General features: G+C 69.3%; 15 protein-coding genes and 1 pseudogene. 15 read left to right on the top strand and 1 reads right to left on the bottom strand.

Annotated elements, in window-relative coordinates:
• Nucleotides 1–392: 392 nt before the first annotated feature.
• A complete protein-coding gene (locus ACIQM0_RS35040; RefSeq protein ID WP_401294616.1) occupies nucleotides 393–668 on the top strand; it encodes a hypothetical protein in 276 nt (91 codons plus the stop codon).
• A 24-nt stretch (nucleotides 669–692) separates the two neighbouring features.
• Here the strand turns inward: ACIQM0_RS35040 and ACIQM0_RS35035 are convergent.
• Nucleotides 693–1,034, bottom strand: a pseudogene (locus tag ACIQM0_RS35035) (helix-turn-helix domain-containing protein); the annotation flags it as partial.
• A gap of 203 nt (nucleotides 1,035–1,237) precedes the next feature.
• Between ACIQM0_RS35035 and ACIQM0_RS35030 the strand changes: the two are divergent.
• The 14 genes from ACIQM0_RS35030 (at nucleotide 1,238) to ACIQM0_RS34965 (ending at nucleotide 15,873) form a co-directional block, all read left to right on the top strand.
• Nucleotides 1,238–1,648: a hypothetical protein gene (locus tag ACIQM0_RS35030; RefSeq protein ID WP_401294602.1), complete on the top strand. Its 411-nt coding sequence runs from the start codon at nucleotides 1,238–1,240 to the stop codon at nucleotides 1,646–1,648.
• A 171-nt stretch (nucleotides 1,649–1,819) separates the two neighbouring features.
• The gene (locus ACIQM0_RS35025; RefSeq protein WP_401294600.1) at nucleotides 1,820–2,779 is read left to right on the top strand and encodes a hypothetical protein; all 960 of its coding nucleotides are present in this window, start codon (nucleotides 1,820–1,822) and stop codon (nucleotides 2,777–2,779) included.
• 1 nt (nucleotide 2,780) lies between these two features.
• Nucleotides 2,781–4,385, top strand: a complete 1,605-nt coding sequence (locus tag ACIQM0_RS35020; protein ID WP_401294598.1) for a peptidoglycan-binding protein — start codon at nucleotides 2,781–2,783, stop codon at nucleotides 4,383–4,385.
• Nucleotides 4,382–5,113 (top strand): ABC transporter ATP-binding protein, encoded by a 732-nt coding sequence (locus ACIQM0_RS35015; RefSeq protein ID WP_401294596.1) that lies wholly within the window; start codon nucleotides 4,382–4,384, stop codon nucleotides 5,111–5,113. The genes ACIQM0_RS35020 and ACIQM0_RS35015 overlap by 4 nt, the downstream gene beginning before the upstream one ends.
• A complete protein-coding gene (locus ACIQM0_RS35010) occupies nucleotides 5,110–6,357 on the top strand; it encodes an ABC transporter permease (protein ID WP_401294594.1) in 1,248 nt (415 codons plus the stop codon). The genes ACIQM0_RS35015 and ACIQM0_RS35010 overlap by 4 nt, the downstream gene beginning before the upstream one ends.
• A 98-nt stretch (nucleotides 6,358–6,455) precedes the next feature.
• Entirely contained in the window at nucleotides 6,456–6,962 is a 507-nt protein-coding gene (locus ACIQM0_RS35005) for a SigE family RNA polymerase sigma factor (protein WP_401294592.1), read from the top strand.
• Between the two features lie 117 nt (nucleotides 6,963–7,079).
• Nucleotides 7,080–7,985 (top strand): hypothetical protein, encoded by a 906-nt coding sequence (locus ACIQM0_RS35000; RefSeq protein ID WP_401294590.1) that lies wholly within the window; start codon nucleotides 7,080–7,082, stop codon nucleotides 7,983–7,985.
• Between the two features lie 419 nt (nucleotides 7,986–8,404).
• Entirely contained in the window at nucleotides 8,405–9,004 is a 600-nt protein-coding gene (locus ACIQM0_RS34995) for a SigE family RNA polymerase sigma factor (RefSeq protein WP_401294614.1), read from the top strand.
• Between the two features lie 2 nt (nucleotides 9,005–9,006).
• Nucleotides 9,007–9,798: a hypothetical protein gene (locus ACIQM0_RS34990; RefSeq protein WP_401294588.1), complete on the top strand. Its 792-nt coding sequence runs from the start codon at nucleotides 9,007–9,009 to the stop codon at nucleotides 9,796–9,798.
• 75 nt (nucleotides 9,799–9,873) lie between these two features.
• Entirely contained in the window at nucleotides 9,874–10,833 is a 960-nt protein-coding gene (locus ACIQM0_RS34985; RefSeq protein WP_401294586.1) for a hypothetical protein, read from the top strand.
• Entirely contained in the window at nucleotides 10,830–12,317 is a 1,488-nt protein-coding gene (locus ACIQM0_RS34980; RefSeq protein WP_401294584.1) for a peptidoglycan-binding protein, read from the top strand. Before ACIQM0_RS34985 ends, ACIQM0_RS34980 begins: the two co-directional genes overlap by 4 nt.
• Nucleotides 12,314–13,015, top strand: coding sequence for an ABC transporter ATP-binding protein (locus tag ACIQM0_RS34975; protein ID WP_371777164.1), 702 nt, complete (start codon nucleotides 12,314–12,316; stop codon nucleotides 13,013–13,015). Before ACIQM0_RS34980 ends, ACIQM0_RS34975 begins: the two co-directional genes overlap by 4 nt.
• A gap of 65 nt (nucleotides 13,016–13,080) precedes the next feature.
• Nucleotides 13,081–14,286, top strand: coding sequence for an ABC transporter permease (locus ACIQM0_RS34970; RefSeq protein ID WP_401294582.1), 1,206 nt, complete (start codon nucleotides 13,081–13,083; stop codon nucleotides 14,284–14,286).
• Between the two features lie 675 nt (nucleotides 14,287–14,961).
• Complete coding sequence (locus ACIQM0_RS34965; RefSeq protein WP_401294580.1) at nucleotides 14,962–15,873, top strand: SDR family NAD(P)-dependent oxidoreductase; 912 nt, start codon at nucleotides 14,962–14,964, stop codon at nucleotides 15,871–15,873.
• Nucleotides 15,874–16,042 lie beyond the last annotated feature (169 nt).

Genomic DNA, 16,042 nt, shown 5'->3' with positions numbered 1-16,042 from the left:
CGACATCTCGAAGCGTGGAGAACGGCCGTCTCGGCCGTCCCGCGAAGAACTCCAGATCAGCAGGTCGAGTGAAGCCCGAGGTTAAAGATCAAGCTAAGTGAACGAGCGCCTGGTCTCAGTTCCGGTCTCATTCGCAGGTGTTCACCACCGTTCACCGAGCCTGTAACCGCCGGCTCCGCCACAGGTCCAGACGCCCGCGACTGCTCCCGAACGGTCAAGCGAAGACTTGGAATGCGTGTTGGGGGCAACCCCTCACGCGTTCGAATCTCGCGTCCTCCGCCATTGCTCTCACCGGGCAATACGTCGAAGGGCCCCACCGTTCCTTGGGTTGCAGTCAGCCCAGCGTCGGGGTCAGCTTCACCGGATACAAGTGGCGAACGGCCGAGGACTTCGTGGACCGTCTCCATGCGGATGAGCTGCGCCATACGGAGCTGGCGCTGCGGCTCATGGTCGAGGTCTCAGAGATGACCAGCTTGGCCGAGCTGCGGCGATCGCCGGACGCCGACATGCTCATAGCGGAGGCGCAGGAAGCCGTGTCCGAGCTGAAGAAGTGCGTCGACCGCCACCGCGGCCCCATCGCTGACGACACCAAGTTCGCAACCGACCTGGCGGCTCACAAGCGATCTCGGACAGCCGGCGCAGCTTCTCCCAGCGACTGGCCGAGTTGAAGAAAGAGTTCCTGCGGGCACCCGGCGCAGGCGACCGATGCGGACGGGCTGCACCTCACCGGAGGCGATCAGCGCGTACATGGTGGTGCGGCCGACGCCGAGGCGACGGGCAGCCTCTTCGACGGTGAGGGCGACGACGGTGGTGTCATGGGACTTGGCGGCGGTAAGCAGGGCGTCGAGATCGCTCTCGGAACACGGCTGCAGCGGTGAGGGCCACGTCCTGCGACCAGGACGTCCCGGCCCGTTTCCGTAGGGCCTCGTCCCATTCACTGAGATGTGATGCACCAGATTTCGCCATCCTTTGCGCCCGCCGACGATGTCGATACACCCGGTATGACACGTTCTGCGGTGAAAAAATATAACCATGGTGCCGTGAATTGTTCCGGAATGTTCCATTCCCGCCGACGGTCACCTGGGGGTATCCGCGGAGGTTCTCCGTCCGCTCCGAATGGGTCCGCGAAGGTCGTTTCGCGCCAGCCGAAAGAGCTCACTCGTCGAACCTCTGTACCCGGCTTAGGGTCATCGACGGACCATTCAGGTCCAACTGGACGTCACACAGAGGGAGTTCTATGAGACTCAAACATCTGGCAGCTGTCGGCGCGGTCGCTCTGGCGACCACCGCGGGCAGCCTCTTCCTCGCTTCGCCGGCCAATGCGGCCGTCTCCTGCAGCGTCGACTACGCCTGCCTGCACTACAACTCCAACAACGAGGGGGCCCTGTACAAGCAGTACTACGGGATCCTGGACTACGCCGGCCTCACGTTCTCCGCAAGCACCAGCACCAACGGCGGAAACGGCGCCGGACAGGCGGTCAAGAACAACGCCGCGTCCGTCGACAACTGGGACTTCGACCTCGGTATCCGCATCTACTACAACTCGAACTACGACTACAGCTTCGCTTCGCAGCGCATCGACAAGGGCGGCTTCGCGAACCTGAACTCCACGATGAAGAACAACAACGCGTCCGGCGACTGGTACTGAGCAAGTACATCCGCAGAACCGCGTGACAAGAACCGTGCGCCGAAGCGTCCTCAGGACATGGACGAGATTCTCCGCACGGTGCACGGGCACTCCGCTCGCCGGAATCGGGCGGAGTGCCCTTCTTCCTGCTCAGGTCCCAGACGCCCACTCATCAACAAGGAAGTGCCGCTCGTGAAGCAGGTCCGCTCCCGTTCCCTCCAGGGTGCAGCCGTTCTGATCGTTCTGGCTGCCGCGCTGACCACTGGTTGTTCCGGTTCATCGGCGGAGCCCGCGGCATCCGACGCCGCGGGCTCCGACGCCGCCCCCGAGGTCTCGTCGACCCCCAAGATCACCACCCGGGTGGAGACGCCGGTTCCGGTCGAGGCCTACCTCCTCACCGACGAGCAGTCGGCTGCGCTCGGCAAGGCCGAGAACACCTTGCGCGAGCGCTGCATGCAGCGGTTCGGCATCCAGTTCCACGAGCCCACGACGGAGCTGAAGGGCCCGAAGTACGTCATCTCGCAGTACCGGTACGGAAAACTCGACCCTGCCGTCACCGCCCAGTACGGGTTCCACGTGCCCGGCCAGCACACCGCGTCCGACCTGGCCAAGGCGAAGAACGCGGGGACCGACTCCCGGTCGAACCTGTCGACGGCCCAGCTCGGTGTCCTCAGGGGCACCACCGATCCCTCGGTCAAGTCCGGTCCTGGCGGCCAGGACTACAACGGCCAGAAGGTCCCCGCGGGCGGCTGCTACGGCGAGGCGAAGAAGAAGCTGGGCAACTACCAGGACGCCCCGGTCGCCGTCGACGTCAACATCAACAGCTTCCAGAAGTCGACGGAGGACAAACGGGTCAGGGCGGCCTTCGCCAAGTGGTCCGGCTGCATGAAAAAGGAAGGCTTCGACTACCCGACGCCGATCAAGGCCGACGGTGACCCGAAGTGGGCGGGCACGACCGTGAGCGCCGAGGAGAAGCAGGTGGCGACGGCCAGTGCCACCTGCATGGGGAAGTACAACGTAGCGGGCATCTGGAACGCGGTCGACGTCGCCTACCAGAAGCAGGCCATCGAGAAGAACGCGCAGCAGTTGGACGACGTCAAGAAGGACATCGAGCACGACGTCAAGCTGGCCGCGCAGGTCACGGCTGAGTGACATGACGACGACCGGTGACATGACGACGGCCGAGGACGACAACGCGTCCGTACTCGCCAGGCGGCGGCGCTGGGTGGCCCTCGTCGCCGCCGGGGCGGTGCTGCTGGCCGGGGCCGGCGTCGGCGCCTCCCTGCTGATCAAATCCCCGGCGCAGGCCGCCGCCGACGCGCGGGCCCCCTCTCCGGACATCCTGACCTCACCGGTCGAGAACCGGGTACTGAAGGACTCGGTGATCCTGCGGGGCACGGTCACCGCCGGACAGTCCGTCGACGTGACCCCGGCCACCGCGGGCGGAGAGGACGGCGGCCGCCCGGTCGTCACCAAACTGCCGGTGCGCCAGGGGCAGACCGTCTCCGCGGGCCAGGTCGTGATGGAGGTGTCCGGGCGCCCGGTGTTCGCGCTCAAGGGCTCGGTGCCGGTGTACCGGGACCTCAAGCCGGGCACCGAGGGCGACGACGTCAAGCAGCTCCAGGAGGCGCTGACCTCACTCGGACACCGCACCGGGAACGACCGCGCAGGACACTTCGGAGCGGGTACCAAGAGCGCCCTCAGCGCCTACTACGCCTCCATCGGTTACGACCCGCTGCCCGCGTCCTCCGACGAGGCCGACCAGATATCGGCAGCGGAGAGCGCGGTGACGGCAGCGGAACGCGCTCACGAGGACGCGCTGGACACCCTGCACGAAGCGACAGCGCCCTCGACTGCCCCGGCGTCCACAGCCGCACCGAGCCCCTCGGCTTCCGCGACACTCTCGGCGGCCGACCTGTCCGACGGCAAGACGGTTCCCGGCTCCGCCGGTTCGGGTGGCGGAGCCGGCACGTCCGGTGGCGCGGACACCCGTTCGCTGCGGAAGGGTGTCAACCGCGCCGCGGAGGACCTCGCCACGGCCCGGGAAGCCCTCAGCAAGGTCAAGCAGAAGGCCGGGCCGATGCTGCCGTCCGGCGAAGTGGTGTTCATCCGCAGCTTCCCCGCCCGGGTCACCCAGGTCTCCGCGGTGGTGGGCTCCGGCGCCGACGGTGCGGCGATGAAGATATCGGCCGGTCAACTGGTGGTGGACGGCTATCTGCAGGAACAGCAGAAGGGACTGATCAGATCCGGGCAGAAAGTGCGGATCGACATCGAGTCGGCCGGCCTCACCGTGCCCGCCACGGTCACTTCGGTGGCCGACTCCCAGGACAACAGCCAACAGGCGACCGGGCAGAGCGGCACCGACGGCTCCACCGCGGGTGACACCGCGGGCAGCGACACGGCCGGCAGCGCCGCTTCCGTCCCTCAGGGCTATCTGATGGTGGTCCACCCGAACCGGCCACTGCCGTCGAAATCCGCCGGCGAGGACGTACGGCTGACCATCGAGGCGGCCTCCACATCGGGCGCCGCACTGGTTGTTCCGGTCACCGCCCTGTCGTCGGGAGCCGACGGGAAGAGCGTCGTCACCGTCCTGGAGGCCGGCGACGGACAGCAGGGAGGCAGACAGCGCAGGGTCGCGGTGCGGCCCGGCACCTCCGGTGACGGGTTCGTGGCCGTGACGCCCGAAGCGGGCGCATCCCTCAAGGAGGGCGATCGGGTGATCACCGGCGTCAAAAAGGGCGCGGGGAGCGGCTCGTGACGCTGATCCAGCAGGACGCCGTACCGCGGGCTGCCGGCGTGCCGCCTCCGGTCATCGAGTTCCGGCAGGCGGGCCTCACCTATCCGGGACCGCCGCCGGTACCGGCGTTCAGACCGTGCGACCTGATGATCCGCCGCGGTGAGTTCGTGTCCGTCGTCGGCCCCTCCGGGTCCGGCAAGTCGACGTTCCTGAACATCGCGGGGCTGCTCGACGCGCCGACCCACGGCAGCTATCTGCTGGACGGCATCGACACCGGCGCCCTGCGGGACGCGGACCGCACCGCGCTGCGCGGACGCCGTATCGGATTCGTTTTCCAGTCCTTCCACCTGCTGCCGCACCGCTCGTCGCAGGAGAACGTGGTCCTGGGCATGACGTACAACGGCGTCGCCCGCGCGGAGCGCTCCGCGCGGGCGCGCGACGCGCTGGTACGGGTCGGGCTCGGCCACCGGCTCAACGCGCTGCCCACCCGGCTGTCCGGCGGTGAACGCCAGCGCGTCGCCATCGCCCGCGCCGTGGCGTGCCGTCCCTCGCTGCTCCTGTGCGACGAGCCGACCGGCAACCTCGACACCCGTAACGCCGAAGCGGTGCTGGAACTGCTGGACGAACTGCACGCCGACGGCATGACGGTGGTCGTCATCACCCATGACCCGCTGGTCGCCGGCCGCGGCGCCCGTACCGTCGCGATCCGCGACGGCGTGCTGCACGAGGACCGGGAGAGCACCGCGTGAGCGACACCGAACGGCCGGACCGGGCCGTCGAACCGTCCTCCTTCAGCGTGCGTGACCTGCTCGCCGAATCGCTGGCCGGACTGCTCCAGAGACCGGCCCGTTCCGCCCTGACCGCGCTGGGTACCGTCCTCGGTGTCGGCACCTTCGTCGCGATCCTCGGCCTGACCGCCACCACCTCCTCGCAGATCGATGCCCGGTTCTCCGTACTCACCGCCACCGAGGTCACGGTCGAGGACGTGGCACGGGAGCAGGACCCGTACGCGTCGATGGCCTTTCCCCACAACGCCGACCAGCGGATCGGGGGACTCGCCGGGGTGGAGCACGCCGGGGTGTTCTGGACCGTGCACACCGGCCCCGACATGCGGGTACGGGCCTCCCTGGGCGGCGGTTCGGCCGACGGGACCGGCGAGGACGCCGCCCTGGTGGCGGCCTCCCCCGGGGTCCTCGAAGCCGCCGTACCGCACCTGTCCCAGGGAAGGATCTTCGATGCCTACCACGAGAAGCACGCCGACGACGTGGCCGTAATCGGCTCCGGCCTGGCCGAGCGACTCGGCGTCACCACCCTGGAGACGCATCCGGCGATCTTCGTCGGCGAGCAGCCGTTCACCGTCATCGGCATCATCGACGACGTCCGGCGCAAGGCCGATCTGCTCTCGTCGGTCGTCATCCCGCGCTCCACCGCGCTCGGGCTGTACGGCGAGCCGCAGGACACCCCGGCGAAGATGCTCATCTCCACCCGCCTCGGCGCCGCCCAGCAGATCGCCGCCGAGGCGCCGACCGCCCTACGCCCGGACCATCCCGGTTACCTCAAGGCCGTGCCACCGCCGGATCCCAAGTCGCTGCGCTCCCACGTGACCAACGACCTCAGTCAGCTCTTCCTGCTGCTCGCCTCGATCTGTCTGGTCATCGGCGCGGTCGGTATCGCGAACACCACGCTGGTCGCCGTCCTTGAGCGCACCGGAGAGATCGGTCTGCGCCGGGCGCTGGGCGCTCGCGGCCGCCACATCACCGTGCAGTTCCTCGCCGAGTCCGCCGCCCTGGGCGCACTCGGCGGCCTCATAGGAACCAGTCTCGGTACCGTAACCGTGGTGGCCGTCGCCGCGGCCCGCGACTGGACGCCGGTGGTGCACCCGTCGACCGTCGCGGCCGCCCCGGTGATCGGCCTGGTCACCGGCCTGGTGGCCGGTCTCTATCCGGCGCTGCGGGCATCCCGCATCCAGCCGGCGGAAGCACTGCGCCGCTGAGATCCGTATTTCCTTTCCGGACGCCGTGACAGGATCCGCACCCCGCGGCGTCCTTAAGGATGTGGAAGAACTCCGATCGGCTGAAGGGCTGGGGCACAGTGGCGTCTTCGGAGGAACTCGGGCAGTTCGAGGAGTTTGCCCGTGCCGGCAGCCCGCGCCTGTTCCGTACCGCCCTGCTGCTCTGCGGGGACTGGCACCTCGCCGAAGACCTGGTACAGACGGCCCTGGGCAAGGCGTACGCCTCCTGGCACCGGGTGCGACGGGCCGACAACCCGGAGGCGTACGTACGGACCGTGCTGATGCGCAGCTTCATCTCGCACACCCGGCTGCGCCGCTCCACCGAGCGTCCGGTCTCGGCCGTGCCCGAAGGCACGGCCATGGATTCGGACGCCGCGCTGCGGGTCACGCTCCTTGCCGCGCTCGCGGAGCTCCCGGTGCGTGAGAGAGCCGTGGTCATCCTGCGGTACTGGGAGGACAGGAGCGTGGCCGAGACGGCACGTGAACTCGGCCTCAGCCAGGGATCCGTCCGCAACCGGAGCGTGCGCGGCCTGTCCCGGCTGCGCAAGCTCATCGGTGGCGAGCACGCGTCGTACTCTCCGCACTGATCATGGCAGTCCAACCGAACCACCCTGCCCGCCACCGAGAAGGACGGTGCTCCGATGCCGCTGCACGAACACAATGACCCAGCCGCAGACCTTTTCGGACCCGAGCTGTCCCGCACCATGAGCTCGACGCTCAGCGACCTTCCGGTGCAGACCGAGACCCTGGTGAGCGGCGCCGTGACCCGGGGCCGCCGCACCCGGCGCCGCCGGAGGGCGGTGGCCTGGAGCACGGCGGGCACCGCGCTCTCCGCACTCACCGCCTTCGCCGTCGTCACCGCGCTGCCGGGCAGCCACGCCGGCGACACCACCGCGACCAGCGTCAGGATCCCCGACTTCGCGGCCGTCGGGGCGCAGGCCTCCCCGCCCGCGGGCAAGGAGGCCCTGACCGGAGCCGCGACCGTGGACATCCTGCGGGACCTGCTCCCCGACGGGGCGGGCCCACAGCCCGCCGTCCGCTGGCAGAACACCGATCCGCGCTTCACATCCGTCCAGACCACGGGAAGCATCACCACCCGCCCCGACAAGAACGTCGTCGACGTCCGGTTCATGGGCGACTTCGTCTTCAGCCCCGCGGAGGCCGAGGCCGCTCCCGGCACCGCCCCCGGTGCGGACAAGGCATCGCCGGGGACGGACAGCGGCGGCACCGTCGCACCCGACAAAGAGGCCGGCAAGAAGGACGCCGCCCGCCGCAGGCACGAATCGGGCATCGCCAAACAGCGCCACGACACCAGCAGGAGCCAGCTGCGGCACCTCTACACCTGCGACGTCCGGAGCACCACGCCCCTCACCGACTGCCACCTGAGCACCCTCGAAGGCGGCGCCATGCTGCTCGCGTACACCACCACCACCGACGGTGTCCGCACCCGTACCGCCGACCTGCTGCGCCCCGACGGCACCAGGGTCCTCGTCACCGCCACCGGGACCTCGCTCACCGAAGCCCAGTTGCGTACCATCGCGGCCAGCCCGCGCTGGCAGCAGTGGGTCGAACCGGCTGTGAACGACAAAGCCGCCGGGAAGACCCCATAGGTGTACCGCTGGGCCCACCGACCCCGTGGCCCCGCCCTATTCCGGAGGGCGGGGCCACGGTTCTGTTCGTTGGGGGGCAGCCATGAGCTCATCCGTCCGCTTCGGCCGCGGCCACACCGCGGACTTGATGACCTTCCTGGCGGCCGGGCCCACGCCGCCGAGTCCGCATCTCGTATCCTCCGCCATTGCTCTCACCGGGCAATACGTCGAAGGCCCCCGCCGCTTGCAGCGGGGACCTTCGACGTTGTCCGTCTCACTTGGGTTCTGCGGAGCCCTCCACGGTTTGGACACAGAGCCCGCCGCGACGTCCACGAAACTTCTCGAACCAGTGACAACCTCCCGTAAGGCCCAGCACGTCAGTACGGCATGAAGTACTTCTCACCGCGCACCGTTGCGGTGCCGGGCGGAGGCGGTCTGTGATCCGGACACCGGACGACCAGGGCGTCTCCGCGGTCGGCGTCGGCGGCGACATCGCCATCGAATTCGACGAGTTCGCACGCAGCCGCCAGGCACAGTTGCGCCGTGCCGCCTATCTGCTGTGCGGCGACTGGCACTTGGCCGAGGACCTGACGCAGACGGCGCTGGCGAAGCTGTACGCGGTGTGGCGCAAGGTACGGATGGACTCTCCCGACAGTTACGCCCGCAAGGTGCTGTTCCGTACGTTCGTGGACGAGACCCGGCGGCGGCGCTGGTGGGAGCGGCCCAGTGCCCACCAGTACGACGTGGCGGCCCCGGCGGACGACCCCGATCTGCGGCTGGTGCTTCTGGCCGCCCTGCGGCAGGTGCCCGCGCGCAGCCGGGCGGTGCTGGTCCTGCGGTTCTGGGAGGACCAGAGCGTGGAGGAGACCGCGGCGGCCCTGGGATGCAGCACCGGCACCGTGAAGAGCCAGACCTCCCGGGGGCTGGCGGCCCTGCGCCGCATCCTGGGCGACCGGGCGTCGGCGGCACTGCCCGGGAGCGGGGCCCGCGCCGGTGCGGGCATGGAATCCGGGACCGGTTACCTGAAAGCGGGGTGGTGAGCATGGCGGGCAGGCATGGCGGTGGCGAGGACGGGTTCGCCCTGGCCGAGGCGCTGGGCGAGGCGCTGGGCGGGCTGGACGCCGTTCCGGAGCCGCCGATGCCGGATCTGGTGCCGGGCGCGATCGTGCAGGGTACGCGGATCCGGCGGCGGCGCCGGATCGGTGCGGCACTGGGCAGCGCGGCCATGGCGGCGGTGGTGTCGGTCGGCGCGTACGGGGTGCTCGCCCCGACGCCGGAGACCAGGCGCTCGCTGCCGGCCGTGGCGCCGACGGTCTGGCATCCCTCGCTGAAACTGCTGCGGTCGATCATCCCGGCGTCGACCGGCACGGTCGAGGCCGCGCAGCCGCAGCACTCCCGGCGCCCGGCAACGTACTTCCGGCTGACCGACCCCAGGACCGGGCTGGTGAGCGACCTGTACGTGTCGGTGGCGCGGTCCGCCACCGGGGCTTCCCTGCTTCCGGCGAGTTGCCGGGATGGGCGTGGTCCCGAGCTCACCGCCCCGGGGGGTGGCCACTCGTTCAAATGCTCCGTCAGGTCGACGCAGTCGGGGGACCGTGTGCTGGCTTACTTCGCGGATGTGCGTTCCTTGCCCGCCCGCAAGGACGAGCAGGGCGGTTCGTACACGTTCGGCATCACCTATGTGACAACGGGCGGCTGGGCGGTGCAGGCGCTCATGGGCCCCCATGACGAAAGCGGCAAAGGCCACGTGGTCACGACCTCGGACTGGTCCGTGCTGACCGACCTGGCCACCGACCCTCGGATCTTCGACGCCGTCGAGGAGACCGACGGTTGACGACCCACTGACCACCCACTGACGACCCACTGACGACAACCCGTACTGCACCACGAATGGATATATGGCATGCGCATGTCAACTCTTGCCCTACGTAACTCCCTGGTCGCAGCCCTGGCCGTCGCCACGCTGCCGCTGCTCAGCGCGTGCGGAGGTTCGAGCGACACGGCCGGCCCCGCCGCCGGTTCGGGTTCCACAGCCGACAGCGGTACGAAGACCGTCGACGGCGCCGCCCAACTCACCATCCCGGACGGCACGGACGACGCGACCAAGAAGATGTACATCGAGGAGAACGCCATCGCGGCCTGCATGAAGAAGAAGGGCTTCACCTACACCCCGCACATGGCGAGTCCGGAGGCCGCCGACTCCCTCGTCTGGGGCGACGGACAGGACTACGCCCTGGAGAAGAAGCAGCGGCAGAAGTACGGCTTCGGCACCTACGCGGCCGCCGCCTACCCCAACGACCCGAACGCCCCCGGCGCCAAAACCGAGGGAAAAATGCACGGGAGGGTCATCACCCCCGACGACGGGGACGAGAAGGGATTCACCGCCGCGCAACAGAAGAGCTACGACGAAGCGTTGAACGGCATCCGGCCCACGACGGGAACGAAGGCGGAGAGGGAGCAGCCCGGCGGGTGCTCTGCCAAGGGCAGGGCCAAGGCGTACGGACCGGAACTGAGCATCAAGGATCAGATGAAGGAGCAGGCCGAAAAGGAGGAAAAGAACCGTGCGAACGGGCTGGAGCTCAACGGCGATCCCGAGCTGGTGCAGCTCGCACAGAAATACGCCAACTGCCTGAAGGAGCAGGGCATTCCGGTCTCCACCACCCAGCCGACCGGCATGTTCAACATGGTGCGGCTCGACCGCACCGATGAAATGCCGGAGCCCGGTCCGGAGCTGACCCAGGCGGAGGCGCTGCCTCTGCTCACCAAGGACATCGCCATCGCCATGAAGGACCTGGAGTGCGGCAAGGAATTCCGGGCCGCGTACTTCCCCAAGGAGAAGGCCAACCCGTACTGGGGTTCCGGCGCGTGAAACACCTCAGCGGACGCAGGCAGCTGGGCGCACTGGTCGGCGCGGTGGTTCTGGTGGGCGCGGGCGGCTGGATCGCCGGTACCCAGGTCCACTCCCCCGCCGATGCCGCCGCCGCGCACAACGCGCCGAAAGCCGGCCCGGTGACCGTCGGTGTCCAGCGGCAGTCCCTCATCGCGACGGTGGTGGCGAACGGCTCCATCGAGTTCGCCTCGCCCCAGCCGCTCTCACTGGCCGGCCCCGTGGGCACCGGATCATCCGGCGGCGCGGCCGGTGAAGGTGCGGAGCAGCGGGTCACCAAGGCACCGGTCGCCGGTGCCAAGATCAAGGAGGGCGATGTTCTGATGGCGGTCAACGGCCGCCCCGTACTCGCGCTGAGCGGCCGGGTCCCGATGTACCGCGCGCTGGGCCCCGGCACCTCCGGCGACGATGTGAAGCAGCTCCAACAAGCACTGCGACGGATCGGTTTCGAGCCCGGCGCGATCAGCGGCAACTACGGCCAGGGCACCGCGACGGCGGTCACCCAGTGGTACGCGGACAAGGGATACCAGGCGCAGCAGCCGAGCCCGGACGAACAGCAGCAGCTCGGCCAGCTGCAGCAGTCGGTGTCCTCCGCCCAGGAGACGCTCCTCACGATGACCGGCAGCGAAAGCACCGGCGGGTCGCAAGCCGCCCCCAAGAAGGACACGGACACGGAAACCGACGGCGACAGCAACAGCAACAGCAACAGCAACAGCAACGACGGGGCGATCCGGAAGATCCAGCTGGAGTCCGCCCAGAAGTCGCTGGCCTTGGCGAACGCCGCCCTCAGCACCTATCAGACCACTTACGGAACCAAAGTCCCCGCCGGTGAGGCCGTCTTCTTCCCGAAGCTGCCCGTACGGCTGGACAAGGTGACGGTGAAGACCGGGGATTCCGCGTCCGGCCAGATCGGCACCGTCACCGGGTCCGAGCTGGTGGTCCAGGCAGTCGTGCCCGGTTCGGACGGCGAACTGCTCAAGAAGGGCATGGCCGTCGAGCTGACGACGACAGGGGGCGAGAAGGCCCGGGGAACCGTCTCCGCGCTCGGCGCCGACGCCGCGCCCTCGACGGCGGAGGGAGACGGCGAGCAGTCCACGGGGGAGACGTCAGGGGGCACCGAATCCGAATCCGGTGACGCCACCACCACCGAAGCCCCGGCGGCCGGCGACCCCTCGGCCCCGGTCCCGCTGCGGATCTCCGTACCCGACCCCGGCCCGCTGGCCGGTCAGGCCGGGTCCTCGCTGAAGGTGACCATCAAGATCGGCGCCTCGGACGGGAAGGTGCTGACCGTGCCGCTCGCCGCGATACGGACCTCGGCCGACGGAAAGGCCCGGGTGCAGGTGCAGCGCGACTCCGGCGTCAGCGATGTACAGGTCACCGTCGGGCTGTCCGCAGCCGGCCTCGTCGAGGTGAAGCCGGTCGGCGGCGCACTGAAGCAGGGCGACAACGTGGTGGTGGGCAAGTGACTCCCGGCCCGGACGTCGTCATCGAACTCACCGATGTGGAGAGGACCTTCGACACCGAACCGCCCGTACACGCTCTGCGCGGCGTGAATCTGACTGTACGGCGCGGTGAGCACCTCTCCATCGTCGGGCCCTCCGGATCCGGCAAGTCGACCCTGCTCAACACGCTCGGCCTGCTCGACCGGCCAACCGCAGGCTCGTTCCGGCTCGACGGGGTGGAGACCACCGGGCTGGGCGACCTCGAACGCACCGCGCTGCGCGGCAGCCGGATCGGGTTCGTCTTCCAGTCCTTCCACCTCCTGCCCTACCGGACGGTGGACGAGAACGTCATGGTGGCCGAGGCGTACCGCAAACCGCGCCCCGGACACGAACGCGGCACCCGGCTGGACCGTGCCCGCCAGGCCCTGGAGCGGGTCGGGGTGGGGCACCGGTCGGGCTTCCGGCCGGACCGGCTGTCCGGCGGCGAACGCCAACGCGTCGCCATCGCACGGGCCTTGATCGGCGACCCCGCACTGCTGCTGTGCGACGAACCCACCGGCAACCTGGACAGCGAGAACACCCTGTCCGTACTGGAACTCTTCGACGACCTGTGCGCCCAGGGCATGACCCTGGTCCTGATCACCCACGACGAGGCGGTCAGCCGCCGGGCGAGCCAGCGCGTCCGCATCACCGACGGCTGCCTCACCCCGGAGGCCGTATGACACGCGGGAAACACACGACGCCCGCGCTCCGGGCAGCGGCCGGGGCACGTTCCGAACGCCCCCGGATGGACCCACGGGACCTGTGGACGGAAGCACTCGCCGGCGTCCTCGCCCGCCCGATGCGATCCGCGTTGACCACACTGGGCACGGTGCTCGGCATCACCACGCTCGTCATCACCATCGGTGTGGCCTCCACCGCGGGCAACCAGATCGTCGGCCGGTTCGACGCGCTCACCGCGACCTCGGTGTCCGTGAAGGTGCCGCGGGTGCAGCCCGGCTCGGTCGACACCGGGCCGCTGGTGGACTGGTCGGGGACCGAAGCGGTCCGGCGGCTGGCCGGGGTGGAATCGGTCGCCGCCCTCGGGGACTCCGCCACGACCAACAGCGTCCAGGTCCGGGCCAACGACGTGAACGCACCCGGCGACACCTCCGGACAGACCCTGGCCGTCGTCGCCGCCTCGGTCGGGCTGCCCGCCGCCGTACGCGGCACGATGACCGCGGGACGGTTCTACGACGCCGGCAACCTCGCCCGGCACGACCAGGTGGTGGTGCTCGGCGACCAGGCCGCGCAGCTGCTCGGCATCAGCCGGGTGGAGGATGCTCCCGCGGTCTTCTTCAAGGGCCAGTCGTACACGGTCATCGGCATCCTCGGCGGCATCGAGCGGGAGCAGCGCCTGTCCACCGCCGTCATCATCCCGCCCACCACCGGCGCGGACCGCCTCGGCCTGCGCGACGTCAGCCTCGTCCTGGTCAACACCGCGCTCGGGGCGGCCGAGCAGGTGGCGCGCCAGGCACCGATCGCCCTGTCCCCCGGGCACCAGGACTCGCTCACCGTCGTGGCGCCGCCCGACCTGTCCAAGGCCCGCGACGGCGTCCAGAACGACGTCAACGGCCTCTTCCTCGTCCTCGGCCTGGTCTCGCTGGTGGTCGGCGCGATCGGCATCGCCAACGTCACCCTGGTGACGGTGATGGAACGGGTCGGCGAAATCGGCCTGCGCCGCGCGCTGGGCGCGTCGAGGCGACAGGTGGCCGGCCAGTTCCTCCTCGAGTCGACAACCATCGGCCTGCTCGGCGGCATCGTCGGCGCGGCCCTGGGGATCGCCGTCGTGGTGTGCGTCGCCGTCTTCAAACAGTGGACCCCGGTACTCGACCTGACCTTGGCCTTCGGCGCCCCGCTCGCCGGAGCCCTTGTCGGCCTGCTCGCCGGCCTCTACCCGTCACTGCGCGCCGCCCGCATGGAACCGGTCGACGCACTGCGCGCACCGTCGTAGCGCCCTGCCGGCTACCCGGGACGCCCGCGATGTGCTGATGCCCGCGCCCTGGGCACCTGCGCGTTCACGTTGTTGACTGAGGGAAACAAACGGGCATTTCGGGGGCCGGTATGGGCCTCTCGTGCAGAATTGTGGTCGGACATCACAGGTGCGCTGGAGACAGGTCCCTCTGAAGGCCCTCGTCTGACCAAGCGTGCGAAGGAAGCAGGGGCGTTTCCGTCGCTTGCCCGACAAGCTCCTTGATCACGAAGGAGTCGGGACGAGCACACACGCCTTGGTCTCAGTTTTGGTCTCAGTTTTGGTCTCATTCGCCTCCGTCCGGCACCGTCCACCACGAGGCGTCCAGTCCCCTCCGCCCCAGGTCAGGACGAATACGCTCCGCGCCGGCCGGGCATACGAAGAAGGCCCTGACCGGTTTCGACTGGTCAGGGCCTTCCTCGCGGGAACGCGTACGAAGCCCGAGCGGCAGGCGGTGCGGCGGCGATGGCCAAGGGCGGTCCTGATCCCATCGATCAGCCCGACCGCCCCGGCTTCCGGCCTCGACCGGCAACGGCGGGCAGGTTCCACAGATCGCAGTGAGGCCGCACCGGCTCGGAGCCCGCAGCCACCTGCTCCGGTCCCCTTCAACTTCAACATGCGTTTCTGCCCACCGGGCCGGATCAGGATGACGGCGGTGTGCTCCTCGGCAGCGCAGCCGACAGGCACGAGGGCTTTCTGACACCCACTTCCGCGACTCCTTCAGGTCGTTCTTGTTTCCTCGTCGGCCTCGTCGCGACTAACTTTGGGCAACTTGACGAGGGTGGAGGGCACATGGCCGGATTGAGCAGGCTCGACGGCAAACGGACTCTGGTGATCGGTGGGGGCGGGGCCGGAATCGGCCGAAGCATCGTCCGTTCCTGTGCAGCCGCCGGGGCGACAGTCGCAGTGGCCGACGTGGATGCTGCACGGGCAACCGAGGCAGCGGACGAGTTGCGTGCGGCCGGGCACGTCTCCCATGCGCTGAGCGGTGACGTCCGCTCCAGCGAGCAGCTCGAAGACGTGATCGCCGGCGCGGCCGAACGGCTCGGCGGGCTGGACATACTGATCACGGTGGTCGGCGGGCAAGTCGCGTTCGTACCCGCGGTCAGGCTGCACGAGATGACCGACGAGGACTGGGACACCGTCTACGACGTAAACCTGCGCTACGTGGCTCGCGCGGTGCGGCGCGTGTTGCGGCTGTTCCTGGAACAGGGCACCGGCGGGAACATCGTCAGCATCGGCTCGGTCACCGGATTCATGGCCGCTCCGAAGCAGGCCGGTTACGGCGCTGCCAAGGCCGGCCTGTACAGCCTGGCGCGGACCGTCGCTGCCGAGTACGCGGCCGACGGCATCCGGATGAACGTCGTCGCAGGTGGGGCGATCAGCACTGCTGTCAACGCCGGTCCCTCCGACGCATGGGTCCCGGAAATCCCGGCAGGCCGATACGGGACGTCGGAGGAGATGGCTGCTGCGGCCGTCTACCTGGCCTCGGACGAGGCGCGCTACATCACCGGTCAGCAGATCGTGCTGGACGGCGGGGTCTCGGTCCGCGGCCCATTCCCCGAATAACCGGGTACGAGGGCGACCCGGGCCTCATACCGACCCCGGCTCGCCGACGCTTCTGGGTGCCTCGAAGCGAAGGCTGCGGCAGCAGATCCATCGCCACCCTTCCCGTATCGGGGTCGCTGTTCCTGTGACTGACCGCCCGAAGAGGCCATGGCCACCGAGGAACCGCTGA

This window comes from Streptomyces sp. NPDC091387, from assembly GCF_044756945.1.
Taxonomy (GTDB): Bacteria; Actinomycetota; Actinomycetes; order Streptomycetales; family Streptomycetaceae; genus Streptomyces.
Note: the sequence above shows the minus strand (reverse complement) of the source record. Positions and strands in the feature narration are given on the sequence as shown.

What these genes read in the sequence shown, in the direction of transcription:
- ACIQM0_RS35030 (WP_401294602.1), top strand. Translation starts at nt 1,238, where the DNA reads ATGAGACTCAAACATCTGGCAGCTGTCGGCGCGGTCGCTCTGGCGACC.
- ACIQM0_RS35020 (WP_401294598.1), top strand. Translation starts at nt 2,781, where the DNA reads ATGACGACGACCGGTGACATGACGACGGCCGAGGACGACAACGCGTCC.
- ACIQM0_RS35000 (WP_401294590.1), top strand. Translation starts at nt 7,080, where the DNA reads ATGAGCTCGACGCTCAGCGACCTTCCGGTGCAGACCGAGACCCTGGTG.
- ACIQM0_RS34990 (WP_401294588.1), top strand. Translation starts at nt 9,007, where the DNA reads ATGGCGGGCAGGCATGGCGGTGGCGAGGACGGGTTCGCCCTGGCCGAG.
- ACIQM0_RS34985 (WP_401294586.1), top strand. Translation starts at nt 9,874, where the DNA reads ATGTCAACTCTTGCCCTACGTAACTCCCTGGTCGCAGCCCTGGCCGTC.
- ACIQM0_RS34970 (WP_401294582.1), top strand. Translation starts at nt 13,081, where the DNA reads ATGGACCCACGGGACCTGTGGACGGAAGCACTCGCCGGCGTCCTCGCC.